The organism is Corynebacterium sp. NML 150383 (assembly GCF_002285085.1).
In the GTDB taxonomy this organism is placed as follows: Bacteria; Actinomycetota; Actinomycetes; order Mycobacteriales; family Mycobacteriaceae; genus Corynebacterium; species Corynebacterium gottingense.
This window is the reverse complement of the sequence record NZ_NSGK01000003.1, coordinates 63,465-88,196: the sequence shown is the minus strand read 5'-3', so window position 1 is coordinate 88,196 and position 24,732 is coordinate 63,465. Positions and strand designations below refer to the sequence as shown.

Sequence of the window (24,732 nt, the reverse complement as noted above, 5' to 3'; positions counted from 1 at the left end):
TGTCGAAATTAACCTACAGACCGACCGAGGGCACGAACCTTCCACCCGGCGGCTTTCCAATCGCTAATGGGAAGAACGTTTCGCCCATCGATTAGCAATCGCCTGTCAACGAGGTTCGCTGCCCAGACAGGATCCATCTCCCTGAATTCCCGCCACTCTGTCGCCAGGATAGTAATTTCGGCTCCGCTGAGAGCGTGCTCGAGCGAGGTGGCGTAGTCAAGAGTGGAGTTGACCTTGCGCGCATTATCCATGCCGTGAGGGTCGTAGACTCGCACCGAGGCGCCGGCAAGGGAAAGCTGATCTGCTACGGCAAGCGCTGGCGAATCGCGAACATCGTCAGAGTTTGGCTTGAATGTTGCTCCGAGAACCGTGGCTCTTCGGTCTCTAAGGCTGCCGAGCTCCTCGCGTGCGAGGTCGATCACACGCTGACGACGACGCATGTTGATTGCATCGACCTCGCGTAGGAACATCAGGGCCTGATCTGCCCCGACCTCGCCCGCACTCGCCATGAATGCACGGATGTCCTTAGGGAGACAGCCACCACCGAAGCCAAGGCCGGCACCCAGAAACTTTCGACCTATTCGATCGTCGTAACCGATGGCATCCGCAAGCTGAACCACGTCTGCGCCGGCTTTTTCGCAAACCTCGCTCACTGCATTAATGAAGGAGATCTTGGTTGCCAGAAACGCGTTCGCGGAAACCTTTACCAGTTCCGCAGTCTGCAGATTTGTCAAGATGAAGGGGGTGTCATTTGCCAGTGGGGTGGCGTAAACTTCCCGGACGATGGTTTCAGCGTTGCTGCTGCCGTGCGTGCCGAGGACTATGCGGTCTGGTTGGAGAGTGTCCTTGACTGCGTAGCCCTCGCGTAAAAACTCGGGATTCCAGGCAATCTCCACGGTCGCTCCGGGCTTAGCCAGTGCGTTGGCCCGCTCTTGCAACGCGGACGCGGTGCCGACGGGTACTGTGGATTTACCCACGATTAGGTGCTCGCCTTCGAGCTGGGGGACCAGGCTGTCGATCACTGCCTCGACGTGGCGAGTATCAGCGGCGTATGAGCCGCGCAACTGTGGAGTACCAACTCCGATGAAGTGCACGTTTGCAAAAGTGGCAGCCTCGGCATAGTCCTTCGTGAAATCCAAAAGACCTGCGTCGATGTTGCGCTTGAGGATCTTGGATAGCCCTGGTTCGTAGAACGGAACTTTTGAATTCCTCAGTGCTTCGATTTTACTTTCGTCAAGGTCTACGCCGAGCACTTCGTGGCCGAGTTCGGCCATGCAAGCCGCATGGGTCGCGCCTAGGTAACCAGTTCCAATTACTGTCATCCGCATAAGTGGACATTATGCCTTGTTTCATTCTGGATGTCCTCTTTGGGGATGAAGTTGCGCTAGGTCGCGTTAGCCTTTGCCCTCAGTGAAACTGTAGTCACGACGTGAGTAGTGTATGCGGTAAAAGGATGAAAGGATACAAACGTGGAGCAGTCGCCCATCACCCAGTTGACAGTCGTCGGCCTCGGATATATTGGCCTTCCAACTGCTGTGTTCTTCGCAAACGCCGGGTTAGCGGTGCAGGGTGTGGACACTAGTAGTCGGGTTCTTGACTCGCTCAACAATGGACAAGCCTCGTTCGATGAGCCGGGGTTCTCGCCGTTGTTGTGTGATGCGCTCGATAGCGGGTTACTGCAAGTCAGCGGGGTCGTCGAGCCGTCAGAAGCCTTCGTTATTGCTGTTCCGACGCCGTTGGGCAAGGGGCGTTCGTTCGATGATAGCTACATAAAATCGGCGGTCGATGCGATTGCACCTCACCTGAGGGGAGGTGAGTTGATTATTCTCGAATCGACTTCTACCCCTGGGACAACTGAAACAGTTGCTCGCAGGGTTCTCGGTCAACGTCCGGACCTTAGCCTCGAAGAAGGGAGGGATAACAGTGTTTATTTTGCGTATTGTCCTGAGCGCGTGATCCCAGGGAAAATAACATTGGAAATGCCCGCGAACGACCGTGTGGTTGGTGGTACCACAGAAACTGCCACTCTCATGGCTGAGGCGCTCTACTCAAATTTCGTAACTGGAAGCATCAGGTGTTCAAATGCTACAACTGCTGAGATGGTGAAGTTAACTGAGAATGCATTTCGCGATGTCAATATCGCATTTGCAAACGAACTATCGTTGATTTCTGCCGAATTGAGCGTCGACGTATGGGAATTGATAGAGCTCGCGAATCACCATCCGCGGGTGAATATTCTCTCTCCAGGCCCTGGAGTTGGTGGTCATTGTATCGCGGTTGATCCATGGTTTTTGGCGGCCTCTGCCTCCAGTGCACCATTGATACATGCAGCTAGAGCGGTTAATGATTCTAAGCCGACATTCGTTGTCGAAGAGATACAAAAAGCCATTGATTCCAATGAGTCTAAGGCGCTCTCCGTGTTCGGTCTTGCATTCAAAGCGGACGTAGGTGATCTGCGCGAATCGCCATCGCTGGAAATTGTACGAAACGTTGCCGAACGGAACCCTGCTGTTTCGGTAATGGTAGTTGAGCCGTATGTAACCTGTTTACCCCCGGCATTAAAAGATCTTGCAAACGTTACGTTGGTAAGCGTTGAAAAGGCGCTCGATGAAAGTACGTTGGCTGTAATGCTGGTGGGGCACAAGCAGTTTCTGACCGTCGATCAGGACCTGTTTGCAAGTGCCCAGTTGTTGGATTTCACGGGCAAATGGAGCAGCTAAGGCAATGTGACGCCGGTCTAATACAACTGACTTGGAGATATTGCTTGTATAGTCAGTTACGGGCGAGGCCTGGTGCGTTTGAAGTTTTAGATAATCAGTTAGAAGGGAAATCGGATGCGTGCATTAGTTACCGGGGGAGCGGGATTCATTGGTTCACATTTGGTGGATCAACTCGTAGGAAACGGCCACACTGTAACGGTCGTTGACAATCTGAGTAGTGGACGAACATCTAATCTGGCGGAGCACTCCTCGAATGGTGCAGTAGATCTGATCGAGCGAGATATTCGAGATGTTGATTTCGAATCCATCTTCAACAGCGTCGAGCCGGAAGTGGTTTTTCACCTCGCTGCTCAGATTGATGTACGCAAATCCGTTAGTGATCCGATTTTAGACGCGGAAACTAATGTACTCGCGACAATTCGAATAGCTGAGGCAGCGAGGAAGTGCGGGGTACGTAAAGTTGTCCATACCTCTTCGGGCGGCTCGATTTACGGGGAGCCTGAGCAGCTACCGACTTGCGAGAAGGCTCCTGTGGATCCGAAATCTCCTTACGCAGCCTCGAAAGTCGCAGGCGAGCTGTACCTGAACGTGTACAGGCACCTTTATGGAGTTCAAACTAGCTTTATCGCACCTGCGAACGTTTACGGGCCGCGACAAAACCCATTTGGTGAGGCGGGCGTAGTTGCGATTTTTGCTCGCCATCTTCTGGACGGAACGGAAACATGCGTTTTCGGGGGCGGTACTAATACCCGCGACTATGTGTATGTCGAAGACGTTGCGCGCGCCTTTTGCCTAGCTGCCGGGATAAAAGGAGACGGAGAAAGGTTCAACATTGGTTCTGGAACTGAAACAACTGACAGCGAACTGCACTCTGCAGTAGCGAAAGCGGTAGGTTCTGTCGACCGTCCCACCAGTAGACCAGCACGGCTAGGTGACGTCGCGCGATCGTCGCTTTCTTCTGAAAAGGCAAAGAACGTTCTCGGATGGGAGCCCCTAGTGTCTCTGGATGAGGGCATACGACGCACCGTGGATTATTTTCGCAATAGCTAGGATTTTTCGTTATGGCGGTGGATATTCTCGCTGGGGTGTCCGTCAGGAGGTAGGGCCCAACCTGGCAGGCCATATGAGATTAGTCTTGTGAGCAAGCGGACATCCTGAATCGGGCGTGCAAAAAGGTGAGCGACGCTAAATTGTCACAGCACTTCACTCGTCCCAACATCTGTAGTGCGCCGGCCCAGTAGGGATTGCCTTCCGAAGATACCCCACAGGAACGATGGTGGCGACGCAACCACCAAACTTGTGGCGATTCTTGGATTATGCTCGGGTGCGCCAAGAAGGTGCATTCCCTGTGTTCGATTCCGTACCCTCATTGTCTTGAATAGGCGATATGTCGGAGGCGTAGCCGATAACGTCGTGGAATCCTTCACAGCCTATGATGGCGGATTCGTCATCTTAACGTGCCGCTGCCCGTTGCGCTGTGCCACAGGCAAACAGGCACAGAAATCTACATAAGCGACGTTAAAGAAGGAATGCTGCCAACTACCTTGGGCGAATCAGGAACAGTGGTAGTTCTGACCGAAGCTCGTAGTATTTGGATTATAGATTGAGAGGAGTCCGGGAATGGGTCGAAGTCGCTCGGAATCGGGTGCCGCTGGTGTTGGTGGTTCGTCAGAGGGTGTCGCTGCTGAGACATTGGTGGTCAATATGCGGCGGATGCGCAAGCTGAATGTTCGTCCTGCGCTGCCGCTTTATATGGCTCAGCTTTGGGAGCGGCGGTATTTTATTGTTACAGACGCGCGGTATCGTGCTTTCCGTACGGCAAAGAGCTACAACTTGTGGAGGTTTTGGCTGATCGCTCAGCCGATGTTGGATGCTGCGATGTACGGTTTGATTTTCGGTTTCCTGCTGAAAACATCGCGGGGTGTTGATAATTTTGTCGGGTTTTTGATTCTTGGTGTCACGTTTTTTGGGTTTATGACGTCTCTTGTCAATGGTGGGCAGTCTCTGATTCAAACTTCTAGGAATCTCATTCAGGCGTTCTCTTTTCCTAAAGCGACACTGGTTTTCTCCCAGTCGTTGCGATATCTTATCGATAATCTGCCGACACTGCTCGTGGCTGTTTTTGTGGGGTTGGTTACGCAGTGGAATAAGCCATTGTCCTGGACGATTATTTTTGTCGTACCTTTGACTCTGTTGATGTGGGCGTTCGGGACTGGCCTGATGTTTATCGTGGCGCGTATTACCTCGTTTCTTCCGGATTTTAAGGTCATTATTAATGTTGGTCTCCGGGGCTGGTTCTTTAGTTCTGGAATTTTTTTCCCGCTTGAGCGCTTCGCTCATTCGCCGACACTTTACGCTCTGTTTTCGTATAACCCGGGTTATGTTTTTCTCGACGCGGTAAGGGATAGTGTTTTGTATTCTGTTGTCCCGTCTTTATCTACGTGGTTGACGCTTACCGGTTGGGGTGTGGGTCTTCTGGTCGTGGGATTGGTCTTTTTTTGGGGTGCTGAAGAGAGGTATATAAATGTCCGACAGTGACTGGCAAGGTAGTTTGCGTGGAGGCCTGCAGGAGACGGTTGTGGATGAGCCTGCTGTTGTGGCTCAGGGTTTAGGCAAGGAATATGTGCTCACTGGAGCTGCTGCTAGCGGTGGTCGGAATTTTGGGAAACACAAGCGCTCGCGAACAGTTGACGCGTTGCGGGGCGTTAGTTTTGTGGCAAGAAAAGGTGAGTCCATCGGTATTATTGGGCGTAACGGCTCGGGTAAATCGACTCTGCTCCGGATAATTTCCGGAAGTGAGGCGCCAACTACCGGAGTCATTCATGTTTCAAGCCAGCCGACGCTTCTTGGTGTGGCACCAGCACTCCAAAGTTGGTTGACGGGTGAGCAGAATGCTTACTTAGGTCTTCTCGCGTTGGGGATGCGAGCACAGGAGGCGCGGGACACGGTTCCTGAAATTATTGAATGGGCTGAGTTAGGCGAGGCTGCAACACGCCCCATGGGTACTTATTCCTCAGGTATGGGGTCAAAGCTTAGTTTCGCGATTTCTACTGCAGTGCGACCGGACATTCTGCTCGTCGACGAGGCGCTTTCAACTGGGGACTCCGCATTTGGCTCTAAAGCGCAGGAGCGTATGGATTCGCTTTTGGAGGATGCTGGGAATATTTTCCTAGTGTCGCATACGCTTGCCGCGGTAAAACGTGCATGTGATAGGTGTATCTGGATTCATCGGGGAGATGTGATCGCGGATGGGCCGACGGATGAGATTACGTCTCAATACTCTGAGTTTTCCGGGCTTTTGAGGGAAGGGAAGAAGGTGAAATCTTCTGAGTTTCTTCAGGAAGTCCAGCGTAATTTATCGGTCGTGAGTATTAAGACTGTCAAAGAGCTATAGTTGTGGTTTCCATGTTACGTATGCGGGTAGAGTATTTGCCATGCAGTTTCCTCAGTTCTTTCGGATTAATCTTGGGCTTACTGCCCTCGGGTTCGTGACAATGGTGGCTTCTCGAATTGGGGCTTCTAGGCGTGGGCTCAGGTTCCAATCTGTGATAGATGGGGTCGGGATTGCGCTAATTGGGGCAGGCGAAGTCACAAAGCTGGTAAGGCTTGAGCGTGAATCTCAGAGGGCAGCTGAACGAGCAGGGGTTACTCAGAGGGCTTTGGGCCGGCTTGGGGCGAGAATAGGAACCGGCCCTCGAATCACACGGCCACACCAAAAGAAACTAACATTTCGGAGAGCACCGATTGGCGGGTCGGACGTTTAAGGGTTTTATCCGGCTGGTGGACGTACCATTTCATCTGAGATGCGCTTTAGCTTATTTTCGGACTTTGTAGGACGTAGAAACCAAGACACTATCTCAAGTTGTTTCGGGAATTAAGATCTGTGAGTTTGCGTCTGCTACCGGTGTGATCGGCCAGGCAGTGTTTCTTTGTCCAAGTGGTATCGGTGCTTTTCCGGTGCAAAAAGCTTTGGTTGTGAACCCGCCCCGCGACTCAATGGTGCGTAGCGTTGGTGATTTCAAGTACGTCTATATGTTGATTGTTTATTCCTTGGAAGTAGACTTGCTTGCATGTCTGATTTGCAGAAGTTGCTTGAGCCCGATACCCGTCCCGCAGTGGCCCAGGATCTGGCCGATCTGGCAGAGATCGCCACTACCAGCCAGTCTGGTCTTACCGGGATGGCATTGAGATCCGCACTGTCCGCTAGCAGGAAGGCTGATGCACAAGGAGTCCCCAAAGGCATGAGCAAGGTGCTTCCCAAGGTTGTTGAGGGGCTAAACCCTCATTGGTCGAAGTTCCAGGCCGAAGGGGGCACAGATTTTGGCAGCTACCTTGCCGACCACGAGGACGAGGTCGTCGAGGACTTGGTCAATACTGCCGACGCTGTGGTGAATGCAGCGCCGGTCCCGGTAAAGAAAGTATACGTTTCGCTGCGCAATAAGGCGGCGAATGTTGTCAGCCCTTCCCTGCCCAAGCTCGGCCAGATCGTACAGAAGCATGCGGAGTAAGTGAGAACGTAAGTAGCGTCGTGACAACTTTGAGTTTCCATAGGGGACCGCCGGCCAAGGTTTGGCGCGACGCGTGGGAGCGGGTGGTACCGTTTCTGCAGTTCCCACCCGCGGCTAGAAACCCGCGGCTAGAAACTTGCTCTACACGACCAACTCGATCGAGTCGCTCAACGCTGAGCTGTGTAAAGCGACTCGCAATCGGGGACAACTCCCCAATGATACGGCGGCGCTGAAAACGCTTTGGCTGATGATCTGCAACATTGAGGACAAGCGTGCTGCGCAGCGGGCGAAGAACACCAAGCGCGCTACCGACGGCAACGACTATATTGAAGGCGCGAAAGCCATCGGCGGAAACAAGCCATCAACCAACTGAAGCGTCCTGGGTTTAGTTCCGCTTCTTTTACGGCCCCGTACTGACGGGCTGCGTGAGATAGTACTCGGTTTCTACTTCCTGTGGGGTGGCGTAGCCCAATGCTTCGTGAAGTCGCTTAGTGTTCCACCAATGCACCCACCGCAAGGTGGCCAGTTCGACTTCTCCGACCGACGTCCACGGACCTTGGGCATGAATCAGTTCCGCCTTGTAGAGACCGTTGACGGTCTCCGCCAATGCGTTGTCATAGGAGTCGCCGACTGTTCCCACACTCGGGCGGATTCCTGACTCAGCTAGCGCAGTGGAATACTTCAGTGACACATACTGGCTGCCCCGATCGCTGTGGTCAATGAGGCTGGTTTCCATGGATTCGCCCTGCAGTCGTTAACGCATGCTCCAAAGCCTCCATCGGCAGCGCATCGGTACGCATCGTCGAGCGTGTAGCGACACCAACAATTTTTCGGCTGAATACATCCACGACAAACGCGGTATAGGCGAATCCTGACAGGGTGCGAACGTAGGTAATGTGTTGCGCGCGTGCATTTAGTAACACCGTGGTGAGTATCGAGTAACGCGATGGTGAGTATCGAGTAACACTGCAGTTTTCGGGGGAAGCTCTTTGGTGACCGCGTGACTTCGGGGCACGCGGCATTGCCAAAGGAGTCCGATTGTGACTGACTACAGGGCGGTGATGGACCTTGTGCTCAAAGGTTGGTCCGTTCGCCAGATCACAGCGGCGATGGGATGCTCGCATTCCACCGTGCAAAAAGTTCGTAAGATGCTGCAAGCAGAGCAGATCACGACCACGGCCCAGATTGCTGGGCTTAATGATGAAGCCGTAGCTGTGCTGTTTCATGACGGAAGATCCACAGGTCAGGGTGTGTTCGTCCCGATCGATTTCGATTCCGTGGTGAAAGCACGGACCGGAAGACATAAGACCACGCTGCAGGTCCTGTGGGGCAAGTACACCTCAACGCCAGCGCTGCCGGGGCAGCGGTACTACAGCTACGAGCGGTTTCGCCAGCTTGTGGCGCAGCATGTTGATGCCACCGGGGTAACCGCCCGGATCGTGCACGCACCAGCTCACACTATGCAGGTGGACTGGGCAGGAACGAAGATGCGCTTGTTCGACCCCACCGGGGGACGTCCAAGCAAGCTCAGTGTGTTTGTCGCCTCGCTGCCGTATTCCGGGATGCTGTTTGCTTGTGCGTGTAACAACGAACGACAACAAGCGTGGCTGGACGCGCATATGCAGGCGTTTGAGTACTTCGGCGGGGTGGCAGAGGTCATCGTCCCGGATAACGCCTCGACGGCATCGAACGCGATCAGCGCCGCTGATCGCAACCGTCGTGTCAACACCACCTACGAGGAGTTTCTGGAGCACTACAACACCGCTGCGCTGCCAGCGCGGGCAAGACGGCCGAAAGACAAGGCCAATGTTGAGGCAGCGGTCAAAATCGTTACCCAACAGGTCATCCATGCTCTTGACGATCATCAGTGCGTCAGCCTTGATGAGCTCAACAGCCGCATACTCAAACGAGTTGACACGATCAATGCGCACACCCCGTTTCGTGGCAACACCACCAGTCGGCGGCAGCTGTTTGAAGAGTTTGAAGCAGAGTTGCTCACTGACCTTCCCAAACAGCGGTAGCAGCGCACGGAATGGAAGCGGGCCAAAGTCGCTCCCGACTTCCATATCACCGTCGCCAGCGTGCATTACTCCGTGCCCTACACACTTGTCGGCCGCACTGTTGATGTACGCATCACCGGCAACACGCTTACGGTCTTCGATGCCGGCGAGCGGCAAGCAGTACATACACTTGGGCACCAACACGGCGCCTTCGTCACCGATACCGACCACATCCCGCCGCAGATGGCCAACACCCATGGACTTTGGACCTGTGAATACTTCCTGCGCGAAGCTGCCCGGGTAGGACCGCACACCCGCCGGGTCATCGCTGAGCTTATGGATGCGCGCCCAATCAAAGCACAAGCGTTCTTCTCATGCCGCAACGTGCTTTCCATGGGAAAACACGACAACAAGCCCGTCTTGGAAGAGGCCTGTAGACGGCTCGTCGACCTTGACGGCCGACGTCAGGCAGTGTCCTACACCGCCGTGAAAAACATGATGGCAGCCGTGCGCAAAGAAGACACGGTACGCACCACCACACAGCCTCAACCCAACGCGCGAGATGCCGCTGCCACCTCCACCACCGCAAAAGCGCCTAGCAAGCGTGATACGCGCGGTGCGTACCTCGGCGGCGCGGAGCAGTTCAGCATCGAAAACCTCACAAAGAAAGGAAACAACTAACCCATGGATGCGCCACAACCAGCATCAACAACCGCACGATTCTTAGACGAATCAGTCCTGCCCATCTTCACACAACTGCGGATGACCGCCTTCGGCCGCACGGTCATCGACATTGCCGCGGATCAAGCATTCGACCAGTGGAGCTTCTCCGACAAAATCCTCTACGCGCTCGATAAAGAAGTCGCGGCCAGGCACGAAAGACGAGTCAACAAACTGCTCAAAGCATCACGATCGCCAAACCCCGATGCTTGTGTTGAAGACATTGTCTACACGCCCAGCCGCAACATCAACAAAGAGCAAATCGCCCGACTTGCTCAATGCCAATGGTGCCAGGATTCGAAAAACGTTGTCATCCTGGGCAAATCCTCCGTTGGCAAGACCTACCTCGCCCAAGCACTGCTCAACGCAGCGTGCAGAAAGGACTACTCCGCTAAGTTCTTCCGCACCGACACCTTGGCCAACCAGCTTGCCGTGCTGCATCACTCGGATCCTGAACGCATGAAATTCCTCGAGGCCATTCACAACACCGATGTGCTCGTACTCGATGACTTTCTCACCACCCCGATCAACGAAGCCACCGCACACCAACTGTTGACCATCATTGCGGAACGAGAAAACCGAGGAGCGACCATCGTGACATCCCAGTTCGCCCCCATCGAATGGTGCAAGTCCATCCCCGACGCTGTCATCGCTGAGTCGATCCTCAACCGGCTCGCCGTCGGCGCCGAGATCATCACACTAGAAGGAGACAACATGCGCCTAACCCACTAACCCCACCCAACCCCAAACGCCCGGGTGTTACTGGATACTCACCCGGGCGTTACTCGATCCTCACCATGGCGTTACTAAATCAGTGGTCTGAACAGGTAATGTCGGCAACCCAAAGCCTGCCTGGCGCTTGTGCACGAAAGTCTCGCTGCACTAGGTCCGGGCGATGATCCGGTGTCTTCGGGCTAATCGTTGTCACAGGGGTTCGTCCACGTCGGCGGCCGGAAACACCTGCGAGTTTCATCAACCGGGCAGTCTTATCGCGGCCAATATGAAAGCCTTCACGGTTCATCGCGTGCCACATTTTGCGGATGCCGTAGACCGAGAAATTCTCCGCATGCACACGCTGTATCTCTTCGGATGAGCAGGCTATCGCTTAAGGCCCTTGCACTGGGAACACGTGTGGTGGCTTTCCGGTAGCCGCGTGAAGTAATGAATCCACGATCTGCTTGTTTAAGGACTCGGCAGATGGCCCTGGCCCCAAATTGATCTTTGTACGCGTCGATGTAGGAGATCATTTGGTCGTGGGTCGGTCGAGTTCCGCTGCGAAAAAGCCGAGGCAGTCTTGAGGATTCCGTTTGCTCGTTTCAGCTCACGGTTTTCGCGGCGCAGACGCTCCAAGCTCTTCTTCCATTGTTTCGCCGCCTGAAGCGTCAGAATTATCGCGTACTGAAGCGCTTTCACGGTACCAAGCCCGCAACGTGTGGTGGGATACTCCAAGCAGCTCACCGACCTCCGTGTAGGCGCGTTGCAGTGAGCAAGACTCCAGGCGGACCATTTCGATGATCTGATGGACCGCCTTCTCCTTGAATTCGGCGGAATATTTTCTGGGCATAGTGCCAATCCTTCCTTAGCAGAGGTAGGAACTAAACCCAGGACGCTTCAAGACACCGCTACCGGATACTCACTCAGGCGCTACCAGATACTCACCACACCGCTACCATTTCAGTCTTCTGAACATTCACCCTGCGCCACAGCGAGATCGAAGCCTACCACCAAATAGGACGACCAGGCCTCTTCGACAACGCTATAGACACCGACTACACCCACTCAATCGGCATCAAAAAACCAAATCTAACACCCCCACTCATGCCGAGCCAGACACACTGACCCTTAATCCCAAACATGACAGCAGATAACTCAAGCCGGCGAGAAGCATCGCGATGTTTCGTTACGAAATGGTCTCAGGCACCAGCTACTGCCGCGCAATAGTTGGCAGCCCCACCATTGGAGGGGGACCGCCAATATCCGCTACGGAAGAAACGGAATAGATTTGGTCAGTTCCCCTACACAGCTAAGCAATTTGTCGGATAGCGCTTAGACAAACCGCGCCTTCATACAGCTTAAAGTCTCAGCGACTTCGTACTATACGCAAATCGAATGCGGTCCTCAATACTGAGTCGCTCACTAGCAACCAGCCCCAAACGCACCAGCGCGACGATGAATTTTAGTGATATTTTCGCCTTCGCAGGGGATTCTAGCGAGGTAGATATTATGTGCTTCAAATCTGATTGATTGAGATAGTCACGAATGGCCGGGTGACTCAATGCCTCCGCAGCTTCTTCTCCAAAAGTCCGAAGACCGTATACTTGTTCTGGCGTGATCCCCAGTCGTTTCGATTCCAGTTGATCATTCTCGGTGATTTCATCCGGTAGGATTTCGTAACCCCTCAAGAATCGCGGTTCTAAATTAGGCGCCACAACCTCATTTCTCCCCTCTGGGAAATGGTATCGGGGAGGGTCGAAGCGTTCGCTCCGGTAGATGGCGGGGATGCGCTCATGGCCCGAACCATGAAACGGGTAGTTCAATAAGTAGGGGGCCATTTTGCGCATCGCGTCAAGACCAACGAAATTTGCGCGACGGCGATACCTGTCGAGTGTATTTGCAGCCGAGATTAATTCAGGACTGTAAAGGATGTCAAACCTCAGTTGTGCCCGCGAGCTCCAGTATGCGAGCTGGCCGATCCAGAATCTATTTCTCCCTTTTAGGTACAGGTAGTTACCGAGCTGGTCGTCACGCGCTCCAGCATGCCGCCCGCGCTCGAAAACACCTTCAACCCGGTCTTTAACTTTCGTTTCAAATTCGGGAAGAAAGATCCGCCGACCGTCTATCGACCAGGTGTATATCGGGTACTTGGAGAAAACCGCTTCAACGAAGCTTGTACCTGTAACGCCCTTATGCAAAAGCTCTTCAGAAATCAAATAGAAATCTCGGAAGGTTTCCCCGTACCCTCCAGATAGGGACGTAACAGGAGAGCGACCTGCAAAGTCCCGCGTGGAGTGGTTTATGGTACCGGAAGAATCTCGGGAACCTTCAAGACAACTGAATAAGAAGTTTGTATTTTCCTCAACCACAGAAGAGACCGGGTATATCCAGCTGATGGGCCTGCCACAGACTCTCGCAATTCCACAGGCTGTCTCCCACTCGCTTGAAGACTTCAAGCTGTAAAACGAAGCCTTATCTAGAATTTGTGCGTTATTCAGTCCAGATATTACGAGCCTGGAGTCAAACCCACCGGTAATATCCGCATAGATCTCCCCTTGCGAGGCTTTGGCGACAGCAAGTGCATTGTTCCTAACATTCCGCACACCCTCGCTTATCAGATCCTCGTATTCATTTCGGTTTGCGCTGTAGCATTTGTGATCTACCCCCAGCAGGTGTTCATCGTACGAACCATCAGGATGTAGTTTGATAACGGTGTCCGAGGCAATTAATTGGAAATCCTCAATAGGGGAGTCCGCGCCCAAATAGCCTGTACCGACACCTATGGCCCCCAGCTCGAATAAGGGATCCCTCTTCGTGACAAACCCGAATGAAGTGAGAACTCCTCTCAGGGATTCCACATCGAAACCAAACGCAACGACCCCATCGCCCTGGTATCGGAAAAGCATTCCACCCCCCAGAGGATCCGTCAGAAGGTAAGTCACCTCCGATTCACCGTCAAGAATTGAAGCTGTGAAAGAGCCTGTGCTAGCCGCAATGATTTGGGGGAGGTCATTAGCATCCCTACTGGATAGAACGGATTGTAGGCCAATCAGGTCAGACACAAACGTGCCTGCCACACGACCGCCACCACTAAAACTCTGAACCTCCAGATTTGCGCTGTCGGCACCGACTTGGCGGCCTCCAATCGAAATCCACCGCGACCTGTTCCAGCTATCCCCCACCGGGGACTCTTCTAGACACACATATACTGGACTATTGAACAAAGGCGTTCCTAACTGTTGGCTATTGTGAGGTGGCTCTACCTGCACGTCAAATCGAACTAAATCGGCGCTTCCACGAGCATACCTCGCCGACAGTATCAGCGAATCACTGTACATAACGAAAATTTAAGGGCCTATGGCAACTGATGAACCCCCAGTTCGTAAGCTTGACCCTGCCATAACATTGCAGCATCCGCTTTCGACAGCAGCCTCCACTGCGCTAATTTTTACACAAACTCTGATACCCTAAAGAATCCTAGGTTGATCCCCGCGGACAGTTAGCGTATGTCCATACTGAGAGTCGCGGGATCCAACTTTGTACACCTAAGAGATCAGGGAGTGAAACAGCGCGCGATGGATTCAAAGCGGTACATTAGATTAAAGGAATGGGGCCTTTCGCAGGACACGTTCAAAACCCCCCAGGACTCTTATTTGGAGCATACTGATGGTTCCCTTAGTTGCGAGCCCTACCATCTACAAACCGATTCAGCAGGTTTTATCAGAACTGGGAATACTATCCCTAACCCCGAGTCGAAGCGGAAAATAGTTATGCTCGGCGGATCGTTTGTAGAATCTCTCTTCTCTAGAGAGACCCTGCGGTTCCCTTCGCAAGTGGAGAAGATCCTCAACGAAGATGGGCATCCATTTCAGGTTTTAAATGGGGGATACTCTGGAGCAACTTTGCTTCATGTGTACAATATCGTCCTAAATAAGGTAATTCCTCTGTTCCGCGACACGGAACGTGTTTTGTTATTTACTTCAATGAGCGATAATCGCCCTCAAATTGACGCCGACTCATATTGGATTAAGCACAAAATGCATTCGCCCATAGTGCATGATCGAGCCACGACGTCGTATGGGAAGCAAGTCCCTGCGAACACCGAGCCGCAATTCGCACTTCTCCGCTCACTCATCGCGCTTTGTAACGAATTTGGTCAAGAACCAATCGTTGTTCTTTCCCCTTTTCGGTACGCCCCCTTAGGGGCGGATAGTTTCCTGACGGATCTCTTCCGCACCGAAGAAAGTCTTTCAAAGTACCGGGATCGATACAACGAAATTAACGAAACGGCTAAAAGGGCTGCACACTCCATGAATGTCCGCACTATAGACCTTGCCGCTGCTCTAAGCGGGAGACCAAGTCTTTTTTACGATACCCTCCATCTGAATCCCTTAGGCCACACTGTGGTTGCCGAGCTTCTAACTGACGAGCTAAAAAAGTTACTTTGATTTCGCTCGGTAGGTCTTTAACAGTTGAAAACAGTTTAGGATGTTGATTTGTGGTGGTTTGTGTCGCGAGTCCGCCAAGTTGGTTCCGGTGTTCCGCACGCCTGGTACAGAACGGGTTTTTTCATTGTTAATGTTTGCGTGAAATCACACTACGATGGTGTCGCGTCACCCTCTACTTAGAAGGTCCAGATCCTCAGCGCGATCAATAGGGTGAGCATTTCGCAGGCGTGATCCACAACTACCATTCGGGTAAAGACAACGTTCTTGGCGTCCTCTATCCTGCCGCAATGCTCGGCAGCAAACCCATCGGTTTTAAAGGCGCCGAGGAGTCTTTTGTAGAAAATCACGACGTGAGCGACGTGGTGCAGTCGCACTCCGACTACTACGAGAAGGTCAAGCTGGTAGGCAGCAGCCCGGCAGTAGGTGCGTAGGAACGGGCCGTTACGAATCGGTGCTTTGGAGCCGTGCGTGAAAAGCCGGGGAACAGCACCTTGGCGGTTGTGCCGACCCGGCTGGACGTCATTGTGACGGTGCCGAAGACGGAGAGGTGGCCGCCTGGGGCTGCGGAGATGATGGCTCCGCCGCCGGCGCGCACCGAAGTGGGGCTGAGCTTCTCCGGGGTTGGGTGAAGACTTCCAGCACAGTGTGCCCAACCAATTGTCTTCGACCTTTACTGCGGGACGAGGTACCCCGGTGGGCCGCACCTGGGGTGGGCCTTGCACGCTCTGTCGGATACGCAGAGGGTGCTGTGGCCGTCTCGGGCGTTGTAGATCTCGCAGCGCACGTCTCCTTGTCAGTTGGAGTAGGTGTGCGCGGAGGAGTGGGCTGCTGGTGCGGTCGTGGCGAACGCTGCAGCAGCAAGGGCGAGGGTGGTGCCGGCGAGTGCGGCGGTGCTACGTGTCTTTATGGTGACCTCCCGGGGATGGTTGGAGTGTTGGATGATGTGTGCCAAGTGTCACTTAAGATGGTGGTGGGTGGGGGATCGGGCAAGCGTCGATAGGCGAAAGCCCTGGGGTGAAGCCTTGCTTTCGCACGTCGCTGCTGCGCTTGCGGAATGCGGCGCTAAGCGCGGGCACGCGGTGGTCGTGGAAGTCGAAGGTGGTGGTGCCTTAGATGACGCGGCCGATTTGCTGGATGATGTTGCCTTTGAGCGCGACTGGGGACGCGAGGATGAGGGCGTCGAGAGTCGGGAGGTCTATGCCTTCGCCGGCGATCTGCGTCGTGGTCATGAGCACGACGCAGGGGCGCGATGGTGAGTGCATTCAAGGAATAAATTCCCTTATCGGTGAAGCTGCTTTCAAATCAGAGTCTCACAAACAAAATCACTGACACTTTCTGTTGAGGCGTTCCCTTACGATGCTCAAGTTAATGGTGGAACCAATTAGTCTTGATAGCTCTCTAATGTTCTTGTGCTGCCTAAGCGCCTCTTGCAAATTCGACTTGAGCTCTCGCTCGTTGAGTAGCTCCCTTTCATCGTCATGTAGATGGGACATTTGTTCATCTACCACTTTGTCGATGACGAATGCAATCTCGGAAGCGGTAAGTTGTTGAAACTCGATCATCGCGTCAAATCTTGAGGATAGAGGATCCCCCAATTCTTTTGAGGCTTCTTCTCTGCTTCTATAATTCGCAGTGCAGATAATCACTGCGGGCCCCACCTGTGCGCTGTAATTTTTGTCAACGAACACACCGTCATCAAACAATTGGTAAAACGCGCTATGAAGAACTTGATTTGCTTTGTCGAACTCATCGAGGAGTATGGCACCGTTGTCTCGCTCAAGTAAGTCGCGCGCAAAAGAAGCTTCGCTGTGCTCTCCTCCAAAAAGATACGGGAAGAACTTTTGACTGTTAAACATGGAGAACTGTTGCCTGAAAAGCGTTCCTCCGCATAGCGAGTTAATTAATTTTGCAGTTTCTGTCTTGCCGACACCAGATGGGCCATAAAAAAGTAGGACAATCGGCTTTCTTTGACGCTCTCTCGTAAGGGGGTAGAGGCTAGCGACGAGTTCTTCTTTCATCGCCTCTTGGCCGACAATTTCCTCCTGAAGCCTGTTTCTAAACTTTAACAACGCATCCCAATGAGGCCGTGGATATGTAAAGTGTTCTTCGGAGACTTTTTCGTAGACTTGTTGGAGCTGCTTTACCAAAGGTGACGGTGGGTTCTGAAGGATGAGTTCACGCGGATCTATCGATTGAATCATCGATGAAAAACTATTGATCGCCCCCTCTGTCAGCATGGCATAATCAGTGGTTTCAGCATATATTGAGCGTGGTCCCTCAAGAGGAGCATCATCTTTTACGGTTTGCCCATCGGAACTTACGTATATGTGCTGCCGTTGAGCATCTCTCTCCCTCACGATTTCAGCCAGAGACTGTGCATTTTTCGGTAGTTGCTCCAGAAACCAGTGAGACGGCCCGTAAAATACGCGGATGTTTGACTTAGTCTTGCTCACTGGGCTTCACTCCGGCAAATAGCACATCATAAACATTTAGCGTATTGGTCTTCTGCGCTTTTGGCCCATCTAGTATGGAGGACGGCGTGTGTTTGGGCTTAGACGTGTTGGGGTCGAGCTCAGACTCTGCGTCGAGACTGTCCTCTGCTGTCGTTCCAACCCTGATGCCGTGGTATTCTAGATTCATCCGTGGAAGATCAGGCAGCCCGTAATTGTTGCGGAAAGCCTCTAGGTTGAACCTCAATACGCACTTTTCTCCATCGTCGCGGGATGCGATCATTTCGTAGTAGCCCTTGGCGCTCGCCAAGACTTCGTCCATCCGCGAAAAGTCAAGCGGTAGTCCCTCATCTTTAATCAGGTTGATATATGGAGAAAACATTTTGACATGGGTAAGCGACTCTGGTGCAGGTGTCACCGAATAGCCGTTGAGTACCGTAATGCCTTTTGGGTTTTTCGTCTCCCTAAGGTAGTCGGTCAGGATTGTGTTTGAAAGGGTTTTGCTGAGCAAGCTACGTTTGCTTCTTCCCAGCTCTCCCTCGGCGGAGGCATCTACCCCAAAGGAAAAGAAATTGAGCCACTTGAATTTTGCGCCTGCCTCTGCTGCGGCCCTGGCAGCGGCTTCGTTATTCCGCTCCGCGATGTTCGTTTCTTCCTTATACACCTGCCCTCCTAGTCTCATATCGAGAAAATCAGAAGCAGAATCCTCGTCAAAATAGACTACCTTTACAAACGGTTGCCCAGGTGGTTCACTGCGTTTAGCCATATTCGCTCCTTGTCGTCATACTTATCTGGGGCGGTAGTGATCAGATCTGTCGGGCAAGCTGACCCCGCCTAACCCTAACCGTAGCCTATACGTTCGACCGGTTGCTGTTTCTGTTTTGGATCTCGTGCTGTTGGCTTCCTGAGGTGGACCGGTGTCGTGTGGCACCGGTCTTTTTGAAGATTGGGCAAGCGTGGACAGCCGAGTAGGAACCAAAGCTAATAAATAGTTAATCAATAATTGCTGCTCGGATTTTTGCACTGCGGTGCGAATGGATTTCCTCCCTTGGGACTCATGAGCTGCGTTTGAAGGCTGAAGTGGTCATCTGAGGACTGCCACCGGAGGCTGCACTTGTTGTCATTATCGCGATCGTGAACGGGGGATCTGGCAAGCGTCGATAAGCGAAAGCCCCGGGGTGAAGCCTTGCTGGCGCACGACGCGGCTGCGCTTGCGGAATGCGGCGGTAAGCGCGGGCACGCGGTGGTCGTGGAAGTCGAAGATGGTGGCGGAAGCTGTGGCGCCGCGGGTGACACGGCCGATCTGTTGGATGATGTTGCCTTTGAACGCGACTGGGGCGGCCAAGACGAGGGCGTCGAGAGCCGGGAGGTCCACGCCCTCGCCGGCGATCTGCGTCATGGCGATGAGCACGAAACGGGGCGCGGTGGTGAGCGACTTGCGGGTTGCTGTGCGGTCTTTCGCGTGCTGCGCGCCGTGAAGAGTGAAGACGGGGACGGGTAGGTCGGGGTGGTTGCGGGTGAGGAGCGTTTCGAGCGTGGTGATGTGTTCGCGGCGCTTCACCAGGACGAGGACGTTCTTACCACTAGTGGCGGCGCGGGCTATGGTTTCGGCGATGAGAGCGTTGCGGGCGGGGTCGGCGGCAAGGGCGTTGTCGAGGTCCGGCCAGTAGAGGTGCGGCTCGTCGAAGGTGAAGTCGGTGGTCTGCACGACGTAGTGCTTTGGGCCCGGGCGCTCAATCTCCATGGTGTGACGGATCGGGCCGCAGATAAGCGGTAGGAGGGCGTCAAGGCCGTCGGAGCGGAACGGAGTGGCGGTAAGCCCGGTGACGAAGCGGACATTGAGATCCGCGAGCACGCGGGTAAGCCCGGCGGCGCCAACGCGGTGGCACTCGTCGATGATGATGTAGCCGTAGTCGGCGAGGAAATCCGTCCGGGAGTCGGTGCGGCTGATCGACTGGGAAGTGATGATGTCGATGTCGCCGCTGAGCTTCTTCGACTTACCGCCGTACTGGCCGATGGTGGAGCTTTGTGTGGGGCTGTTTGCGGGGCTCTTGAGGAAGGTGGTGAGCGCGTCGCGCCACTGGCCGGCGAGCTCCACGTTGGGCACGATAATGGCGGTGGGGACTTGTCGTTGCGCGATCAACGCGCAGGCCATGACGGTCTTGCCCGCACCCGGCGGGGCGACGAGGATGCCGGTGCGATGTTTGCGCATTGCGGCGACGGCTGTGCGCTGTTCGGACCGCAGCTCGCCAGTGAACTCTGTGGGCATGATGCGCGGCTTTGGGGTTTTGCTGCGGCGGGTGACGGTGTAGCCGGCGGTTTTGAGGATGCTGATGGCTTCGTCGAGAGCGCCACGGTCGAGGGTGAGCGTGCCGTCGTGTTCGTCGAAACGGATGATCAGGCGCGGTGTCTGGTAGGTAGACAGACGCTGGGCCTGGCGGATGTAGAACTGCGGGTTGGGAATCGCGCCGAGGTGACGAAGTGCGGTGGCGGTGGTGGGGTCGACGCCCTCGAGACTGATGTGGACCCGGGAATCGTGCGTGACTCGGACCTTCCCGGAGCGTTTGAGCGCTTTGAGTTCTGCCTTGGTGGGTGGTTGGGGCAGTTGGGTCTCCGGGTCCGGCTCGAGTGCTGAGACGATCTCTTTGAGCTGTTGTATGGAGGCTTTGGTGGTGTTGGCGAGGGCGGCGAACTGGTCGTCGGCGGACTCGAAGTCGTTGTTGACGAAGACGGTGCGCTGCTCGGCTCGATGCTGACCGGCGAGCGGAAGTGCAATCAGGTTGCCGAAGCCACGGCGCTTGCCAGGCAGCGTGTCCTGGGAAGGAAAGAAACGGTCGAAGCTGGCGAAGTACTGCTTCGGGCTGGCCTTGGCCAGCAGTCCGATGCCTACGGTTCGGGCGAGGGAGGCCGGGACGGGCTCGTTGAAGAAGAGCCATACGTGTGCGCCAGTGCCGGAGCGGGAGAGCTCGATGAGCGGGTCGAGGCCGAACTCGCGACAGATTGTGGCGTAGGCGCGGGCCGCGGTGCGGAAGTCTGCATCGTCGAAATCGCACGCCAGGAGGAAGCAGGTATCGCCCTTGCACAGCGGGTACAGGCCGACGTGGAGGGTGTTGTCGCGGCGGAGGTGCTGCTCGAGGATTTGCGGGGTGAGCGGCTTGAGATTCGGGTTGTTCCGGTCGTAGCGTCCGTAGGAGGCGGGTGACCAGCCTTTCTTCTCGCCGTTGCGCCAGGCGGTGGCGAACACGTCCTCGCGGCCGCGAAAGTAGTCCGCGAACAGGCGGAGCTTCGCGTCCGGGGCGGTGGCGTTGGTGATTTTTGTGGTTTCTGCCGGTGTGCTTTTGGCTTCGGGTGCGGGTTCAGCTTGAGGTGCGGTTTCTGGGGCCAGCGGGAGCCGTGGAGCGGGGGTTTCTGTGCGGTCGGCGCTGGCGCTGCGGGATTCGGTACGGCGGTAGGTAGTTGTGGGCGCTGATTGCGTGAGGAAGGTCTCGAAGTCGTCGGTGCCGAGCAGTTTGGCGAGCGCGCGCTCCAGAAGCTGCACGCGGGCCTCGAGATCCTGCGCATCTGGCATTGGTGCTCCACGGAGTTGTGAGTGTGGGATTGTACGAGGTCAGTGTAGTTGGTGCGGAGAGTTTGGAATAGAGTGACTACCGTTATGGTGATAAACGATTGCCACTCCGAAGTGAGTATGTGGGTAGAATTTTCGCGAGGAGGGGGTCCCAAATGCAGTTAGAATTGAAGCGTACGAATGATGCAGAGCTGAGCGTCCGGAAGCGGAGCCTTTTGTCCGAGTTCGAAGCGTTGTTAGGCGAAAAAGATGCTGCACCGGAAAACTTACGGGTCTTAGCGGATTCAGGGGCTCTGACTCAGCAAGAACGCGCCATCTACGATGAATTGTGTCGCGTAAAGATTCTTTTGCAGGAGGACTGAATTTTGGGCGGGGGACTCAACAATATTCGGATCGGAAGGCACAGGAAGCGGTAAAATTCCTCCAGAATGCGCTAGACCTTGTTCTTGCGAGTTTCCCCCTTGAGACTCCAAATGACTTCGCGGCTTCAGTTGAGTTAAACGAAGATCGTGGAACAATTGTGGGGGATATTCTTGTACCGCTTGTTCATGGAGCGGGACAATATGACATTGACGTTTCTGCTTCGGTTGGGAGATTTTTTGGGTTCGAATTATTGAAGCCACAATCTGCCGAGCATCTTACGTAATAGCATTGGTGTCATGCCGGTGATGTATCGTTGGCGATGCGACGAGAGGAGGAGCACAATGAAACAGCTAAGCGCACGGCAAATTGCTGAATGGTTTGTAGCATGGGCCGAAGAAGTTGATGGTGCGGACATTACGCAACTCAAGCTGCAAAAGCTTCTCTACTACGCAAAAGGGCTGTACATGCGATCCTCAGCCGGACTCTCGCTCTTTGCAGATCGGATGGAGGCTTGGGCTCATGGGCCAGTGGTGGTCGACATTTATCACCAGGTCAAGAGCTATGGAAAGCTTCCTATTGACCCCAACGAGTTCGTCTCGAAAGATTTTAACTGGGACGATTACCGCGATGTTGAGCAAGTGCTGATCGAAACCTGGGATAAATACGGCCCATACTCCGCCTGGGCATTGCGCAACAAGACCCATGCTGAGTCCCCGTGGCAGAAGAATTTCGTAGACGGCGAGCGAGGAGCGGAGATCTCTGACGCCGACCTCAAAGAGCATTTCTGCTAGGAATGAGTAGTAAGCGTAAGGGGTCTCGGCCTTCCCGAGGAAAGCCAAGTGCTCCTGATCAAGATGTTTTAGCTTCACTGCGCGGTCAAAAAGACGAGTATCCGCTCCTTTCGATGAGGTTTCTTCAAAAGGATTGGGGTTTTAGTCCCTTGGACGACTCTATGCGCCTCGCCTTTCTGGAAAAGTGGCATAAACGATCGTCGTTCACGTGGAAAGAGTTGGCGCAGCACCAGAGACATGGATTGGGGTCGGAGTTTATCCCGAGTAGCCAAATCAAGCCAGCAATTCCCCGACAGTTCCAGGACGTAGAAAAATTTAGAGTTTTCCGTCATCAAGGAAACCTGCCATTTGTTGGTTGGAGGGATGGGGCCATTTTCTATCCCATCTGGATCGAAAAGGAATACAACGATCTTTACAACCACTCATAGTTGGCCCGGAGCAGCGCAAGAAGCCCTAGCGCAGTTGCGGTAGGGCGAACAGCATCTGCGGTGGCGGAAATGAGCCTTAACCGCCCTTTGGGGTGAAGAGTCAGCTGTAAGAATTCAAGCGCTGGAGCCCCAATGGGCGGCGAGGCCTATCGTCTCCGTTTAGGCAAGGTCTTTCACGAGGCGCTCTGCGAGCTCCTGCGACGATGCCGGGTTCTGCCCGGTGTAGAGGTTGCCGTCAACGGCGACGTAGGGTGCGGCCGGCTCTGGTGCCTTGGTGTACTCCGCCCCCAGGGCCACGAGACGGTCCTCGAGCAGCCACGGTGCCTTGCCGGCGAGCCCAGCGGCGCGTTCTTCATCATTGGAGAACCCGGTCAGCGTCCGCCCGGAGAACGGGGAGCCACCCTGCGCATTCTCGGTTGCAAGGACAGCGGCCGGGGCGTGGCAAAGAAGGGCCACTGGCGCGTTGTCTGCCATGCGCTCGGTGAGGATGCGGGCGGACGTCTCGTTGACCGCGAGGTCCTCCATCGGTCCATGCCCGCCGGGGTAGAAGACGAGGTCGTAGTCTTCGACCTTGACGTCGTCGAGATCAAGCGGTTTGGCCAGAACTGGCTCCAACGCCTCAAGTTTCGTTGTTACCGCTGCCAGGGTCTCCGCGTCGCCTGCGCTGTCATCCAGGCTGACCTTGTCTACGGTCGGAGCCTTGCCGTCCGGCGTTGCCACGTCCACGTCCCACCCAGCATCGGTGAAGATCGAGTACGGGGTCACCAGCTCTTCGGCCCAGAAGCCGGTGGGGTGGAGCGTGCCGTCGTTAAGCGTCCAATGCTCCGCTGCCGAAACAACCATCAGTACCTTGGTCATGGTGTCCGCCTAAAATTTGACGATCATTTTGCCGGTGTTGCCGCCCTCGAACAGTTCGAGGAACGCCTTCGGCATGGTGTCGATGCCCTCGCGCACCGTGGTCTCGTAGCCAATTGAACCGTCGACCACGAGTGGGGCGATCTTCTCCTGAAACTCCTCGGCAAGGTGGGAGTACTGGCCAACCACGAATCCGCGCAGCGTCAGGCACTTGCCGATGGCAAGCCCCAGGTTGCGCGGGCCTGGCGCCGGTTCAGTGTCGTTGTATTGGGCGATCGCCCCGCACATCGCGATGCGGCCAAACGTATTCGCGTTCGCGATCGCAGCTTCGAGGTGGTCACCGCCCACGTTGTCGAAGTAGACGTCGACGCCCTCGGGCGCAGCATCGGCGAGCTGGCCTGTCACGTCGCCGTCCTTGTAATTGAACGCCTCGTCGAAGCCGAGGCCGGTGATGTAGTCGATCTTTTCCGCGGAACCCGCAGACCCGATCACCTTCGCCGCGCCCAGGTGCTTCGCAATTTGTCCTGCCGCGGAGCCCACGGCGCCTGCCGCGCCTGAGATGAACACGACATCGCCCTCCTTCATCTCGCCGACGGCGGTCAGCCCGACGTATGCGGTCAAACCTGTCAGGCCCAGAATGCCCAAATACGCCTCGGCAGGAGCGATGCCGGTGTCAATCTGTTCCACCTGGTCCTCGTGCAACACAGCGTGGGTGCGCCACCCAGCAAAGTGCCGGACCGTGTCGCCCACCTTGAACTCTTCCGAGCGGGACTCTGCGACTGTGCCGACAGCAGTGCCGGTCAGAGGCTGGTCGATCTGAAACGGCTCGATGTAGGACTTCGTGTCGTTCATCCGGCCGCGCATATAAGGGTCGACGCTGGCGAAGGTGTTCTCTACAAGAATCTGGCCATCGGCCAGTTCAGGCAGCTCTACCTCTTCGAGTCGGAAGTTCTCGCTGCTCGGCGACCCCTCGGGGCGCGAGGCGAGAACCCACTGCTTGGCTGTAGTCAACGCATTCCTCCTTCATGGTGGTTCTCTCGGCGCCACCGCGGGCCCGTTCGGCGGGCCCGGCCATGGCACCTGAATACTCGTTGGAACGTCGTGCGCGACGCCGTTATTCCTTACCCCAAGCCGAACAATGGAAAACACCCCGCGACCAGCGTCCAGGCT

Annotated in this window: 21 protein-coding genes and 3 pseudogenes; 13 read left to right on the top strand and 11 right to left on the bottom strand. The window is 54.9% G+C overall.

Annotation, left to right across the window (positions count from 1 at the left end):
- Nucleotides 1-8 precede the first annotated feature (8 nt).
- The gene (locus CKJ85_RS04325; RefSeq protein WP_186439444.1) at nt 9-1,328 is read right to left on the bottom strand and encodes a UDP-glucose/GDP-mannose dehydrogenase family protein; all 1,320 of its coding nucleotides are present in this window, start codon (nt 1,326-1,328) and stop codon (nt 9-11) included.
- A gap of 141 nt (nt 1,329-1,469) precedes the next feature.
- Between CKJ85_RS04325 and wecC the strand changes: the two genes are divergently transcribed.
- From wecC to CKJ85_RS04295, 6 genes and pseudogenes are all read left to right on the top strand, one after another.
- Nucleotides 1,470-2,720, top strand: coding sequence for a UDP-N-acetyl-D-mannosamine dehydrogenase (gene wecC / locus CKJ85_RS04320; RefSeq protein WP_233126946.1), 1,251 nt, complete (start codon nt 1,470-1,472; stop codon nt 2,718-2,720).
- 114 nt (nt 2,721-2,834) lie between these two features.
- Complete coding sequence (locus CKJ85_RS04315; RefSeq protein ID WP_095553538.1) at nt 2,835-3,770, top strand: NAD-dependent epimerase/dehydratase family protein; 936 nt, start codon at nt 2,835-2,837, stop codon at nt 3,768-3,770.
- A gap of 570 nt (nt 3,771-4,340) precedes the next feature.
- Nucleotides 4,341-5,258, top strand: coding sequence for an ABC transporter permease (locus tag CKJ85_RS04310; protein ID WP_095553537.1), 918 nt, complete (start codon nt 4,341-4,343; stop codon nt 5,256-5,258).
- Nucleotides 5,245-6,114 (top strand): ABC transporter ATP-binding protein, encoded by an 870-nt coding sequence (locus CKJ85_RS04305; protein ID WP_095553536.1) that lies wholly within the window; start codon nt 5,245-5,247, stop codon nt 6,112-6,114. Before CKJ85_RS04310 ends, CKJ85_RS04305 begins: the two co-directional genes overlap by 14 nt.
- 676 nt (nt 6,115-6,790) lie before the next feature.
- A complete protein-coding gene (locus CKJ85_RS04300; protein ID WP_095553535.1) occupies nt 6,791-7,228 on the top strand; it encodes a hypothetical protein in 438 nt (145 codons plus the stop codon).
- Between the two features lie 56 nt (nt 7,229-7,284).
- Nucleotides 7,285-7,645, top strand: a pseudogene (locus CKJ85_RS04295) (transposase); the annotation flags it as partial.
- Here the strand turns inward: CKJ85_RS04295 and CKJ85_RS04290 are convergent.
- A pseudogene (locus CKJ85_RS04290) lies at nt 7,629-8,124 on the bottom strand (integrase core domain-containing protein); the annotation flags it as partial. The pseudogenes CKJ85_RS04295 and CKJ85_RS04290 sit on opposite strands and share 17 nt — an antisense overlap.
- A gap of 144 nt (nt 8,125-8,268) precedes the next feature.
- On the opposite strand from CKJ85_RS04290, the gene istA reads away from it, so the two are divergent.
- Genes istA through CKJ85_RS04280 form a run of 3 tightly spaced genes read left to right on the top strand, consistent with a single transcriptional unit; the run spans nt 8,269 to nt 10,680 of the window.
- Nucleotides 8,269-9,249 carry an IS21 family transposase gene (gene istA / locus CKJ85_RS12220; RefSeq protein WP_233126945.1) on the top strand — a complete coding sequence of 327 codons (981 nt, stop codon included), beginning with the start codon at nt 8,269-8,271 and terminating at the stop codon, nt 9,247-9,249.
- A 60-nt stretch (nt 9,250-9,309) separates the two neighbouring features.
- On the top strand, nt 9,310-9,909 hold the full coding sequence (locus CKJ85_RS12215) for a hypothetical protein (RefSeq protein WP_233126944.1): 600 nt from the start codon (nt 9,310-9,312) through the stop codon (nt 9,907-9,909).
- A 3-nt stretch (nt 9,910-9,912) separates the two neighbouring features.
- The gene (locus CKJ85_RS04280) at nt 9,913-10,680 is read left to right on the top strand and encodes an ATP-binding protein (RefSeq protein WP_095553534.1); all 768 of its coding nucleotides are present in this window, start codon (nt 9,913-9,915) and stop codon (nt 10,678-10,680) included.
- Nucleotides 10,681-10,774: 94 nt separating this feature from the next.
- Here the strand turns inward: CKJ85_RS04280 and CKJ85_RS11815 are convergent.
- Together CKJ85_RS11815 and CKJ85_RS11810 are read right to left on the bottom strand one after the other, a co-directional pair.
- Nucleotides 10,775-11,512, bottom strand: a pseudogene (locus CKJ85_RS11815) (IS3 family transposase); the annotation flags it as partial.
- 508 nt (nt 11,513-12,020) lie between these two features.
- Entirely contained in the window at nt 12,021-13,724 is a 1,704-nt protein-coding gene (locus tag CKJ85_RS11810) for a hypothetical protein (protein ID WP_143340150.1), read from the bottom strand.
- A 771-nt stretch (nt 13,725-14,495) separates the two neighbouring features.
- Here CKJ85_RS11810 and CKJ85_RS11805 point away from each other — a divergent pair.
- Nucleotides 14,496-15,110, top strand: coding sequence for an SGNH/GDSL hydrolase family protein (locus CKJ85_RS11805; protein ID WP_143340149.1), 615 nt, complete (start codon nt 14,496-14,498; stop codon nt 15,108-15,110).
- Between the two features lie 227 nt (nt 15,111-15,337).
- A complete protein-coding gene (locus CKJ85_RS11800) occupies nt 15,338-15,541 on the top strand; it encodes a hypothetical protein (RefSeq protein WP_143340148.1) in 204 nt (67 codons plus the stop codon).
- Nucleotides 15,542-15,903: 362 nt separating this feature from the next.
- Here CKJ85_RS11800 and CKJ85_RS11980 read toward each other — a convergent pair whose 3' ends face one another.
- The 5 genes from CKJ85_RS11980 to CKJ85_RS04240 all read right to left on the bottom strand — a co-directional run bounded on the left by CKJ85_RS11980 (nt 15,904) and on the right by CKJ85_RS04240 (nt 21,128).
- Nucleotides 15,904-16,062, bottom strand: coding sequence for a hypothetical protein (locus CKJ85_RS11980; RefSeq protein WP_158221614.1), 159 nt, complete (start codon nt 16,060-16,062; stop codon nt 15,904-15,906).
- Between the two features lie 157 nt (nt 16,063-16,219).
- Nucleotides 16,220-16,372, bottom strand: coding sequence for a helicase-related protein (locus CKJ85_RS04255; RefSeq protein ID WP_095553530.1), 153 nt, complete (start codon nt 16,370-16,372; stop codon nt 16,220-16,222).
- 60 nt (nt 16,373-16,432) lie between these two features.
- Complete coding sequence (locus tag CKJ85_RS04250; RefSeq protein WP_233126943.1) at nt 16,433-17,563, bottom strand: AAA family ATPase; 1,131 nt, start codon at nt 17,561-17,563, stop codon at nt 16,433-16,435.
- Nucleotides 17,550-18,326, bottom strand: a complete 777-nt coding sequence (locus CKJ85_RS04245) for a DUF6414 family protein (protein WP_198947141.1) — start codon at nt 18,324-18,326, stop codon at nt 17,550-17,552. The genes CKJ85_RS04250 and CKJ85_RS04245 overlap by 14 nt, the downstream gene beginning before the upstream one ends.
- A 357-nt stretch (nt 18,327-18,683) precedes the next feature.
- On the bottom strand, nt 18,684-21,128 hold the full coding sequence (locus CKJ85_RS04240; protein WP_095553529.1) for a DEAD/DEAH box helicase: 2,445 nt from the start codon (nt 21,126-21,128) through the stop codon (nt 18,684-18,686).
- A gap of 325 nt (nt 21,129-21,453) precedes the next feature.
- Between CKJ85_RS04240 and CKJ85_RS11795 the strand changes: the two genes are divergently transcribed.
- Nucleotides 21,454-21,771: a hypothetical protein gene (locus CKJ85_RS11795; RefSeq protein ID WP_143340147.1), complete on the top strand. Its 318-nt coding sequence runs from the start codon at nt 21,454-21,456 to the stop codon at nt 21,769-21,771.
- Nucleotides 21,772-21,829: 58 nt separating this feature from the next.
- The gene (locus CKJ85_RS04230) at nt 21,830-22,279 is read left to right on the top strand and encodes a Panacea domain-containing protein (protein ID WP_095553527.1); all 450 of its coding nucleotides are present in this window, start codon (nt 21,830-21,832) and stop codon (nt 22,277-22,279) included.
- A 587-nt stretch (nt 22,280-22,866) separates the two neighbouring features.
- Here CKJ85_RS04230 and CKJ85_RS04225 read toward each other — a convergent pair.
- Together CKJ85_RS04225 and CKJ85_RS04220 are read right to left on the bottom strand one after the other, a co-directional pair.
- Entirely contained in the window at nt 22,867-23,565 is a 699-nt protein-coding gene (locus CKJ85_RS04225) for a type 1 glutamine amidotransferase domain-containing protein (RefSeq protein ID WP_095553526.1), read from the bottom strand.
- A 9-nt stretch (nt 23,566-23,574) separates the two neighbouring features.
- Complete coding sequence (locus tag CKJ85_RS04220) at nt 23,575-24,573, bottom strand: NADP-dependent oxidoreductase (protein WP_095553525.1); 999 nt, start codon at nt 24,571-24,573, stop codon at nt 23,575-23,577.
- Nucleotides 24,574-24,732: the final 159 nt, after the last annotated feature.

Bases quoted from the DNA above. Each gene is read 5' to 3' on its own strand.
- CKJ85_RS04325 (WP_186439444.1), bottom strand. From the start codon at position 1,328: ATGCGGATGACAGTAATTGGAACTGGTTACCTAGGCGCGACCCATGCG.
- CKJ85_RS04315 (WP_095553538.1), top strand. From the start codon at position 2,835: ATGCGTGCATTAGTTACCGGGGGAGCGGGATTCATTGGTTCACATTTG.
- CKJ85_RS04310 (WP_095553537.1), top strand. From the start codon at position 4,341: ATGGGTCGAAGTCGCTCGGAATCGGGTGCCGCTGGTGTTGGTGGTTCG.
- CKJ85_RS04305 (WP_095553536.1), top strand. From the start codon at position 5,245: ATGTCCGACAGTGACTGGCAAGGTAGTTTGCGTGGAGGCCTGCAGGAG.
- CKJ85_RS04300 (WP_095553535.1), top strand. From the start codon at position 6,791: ATGTCTGATTTGCAGAAGTTGCTTGAGCCCGATACCCGTCCCGCAGTG.
- CKJ85_RS04280 (WP_095553534.1), top strand. From the start codon at position 9,913: ATGGATGCGCCACAACCAGCATCAACAACCGCACGATTCTTAGACGAA.
- CKJ85_RS04255 (WP_095553530.1), bottom strand. From the start codon at position 16,372: ATGCACTCACCATCGCGCCCCTGCGTCGTGCTCATGACCACGACGCAG.
- CKJ85_RS04245 (WP_198947141.1), bottom strand. From the start codon at position 18,326: ATGGCTAAACGCAGTGAACCACCTGGGCAACCGTTTGTAAAGGTAGTC.
- CKJ85_RS04240 (WP_095553529.1), bottom strand. From the start codon at position 21,128: ATGCCAGATGCGCAGGATCTCGAGGCCCGCGTGCAGCTTCTGGAGCGC.
- CKJ85_RS04230 (WP_095553527.1), top strand. From the start codon at position 21,830: ATGAAACAGCTAAGCGCACGGCAAATTGCTGAATGGTTTGTAGCATGG.
- CKJ85_RS04225 (WP_095553526.1), bottom strand. From the start codon at position 23,565: ATGACCAAGGTACTGATGGTTGTTTCGGCAGCGGAGCATTGGACGCTT.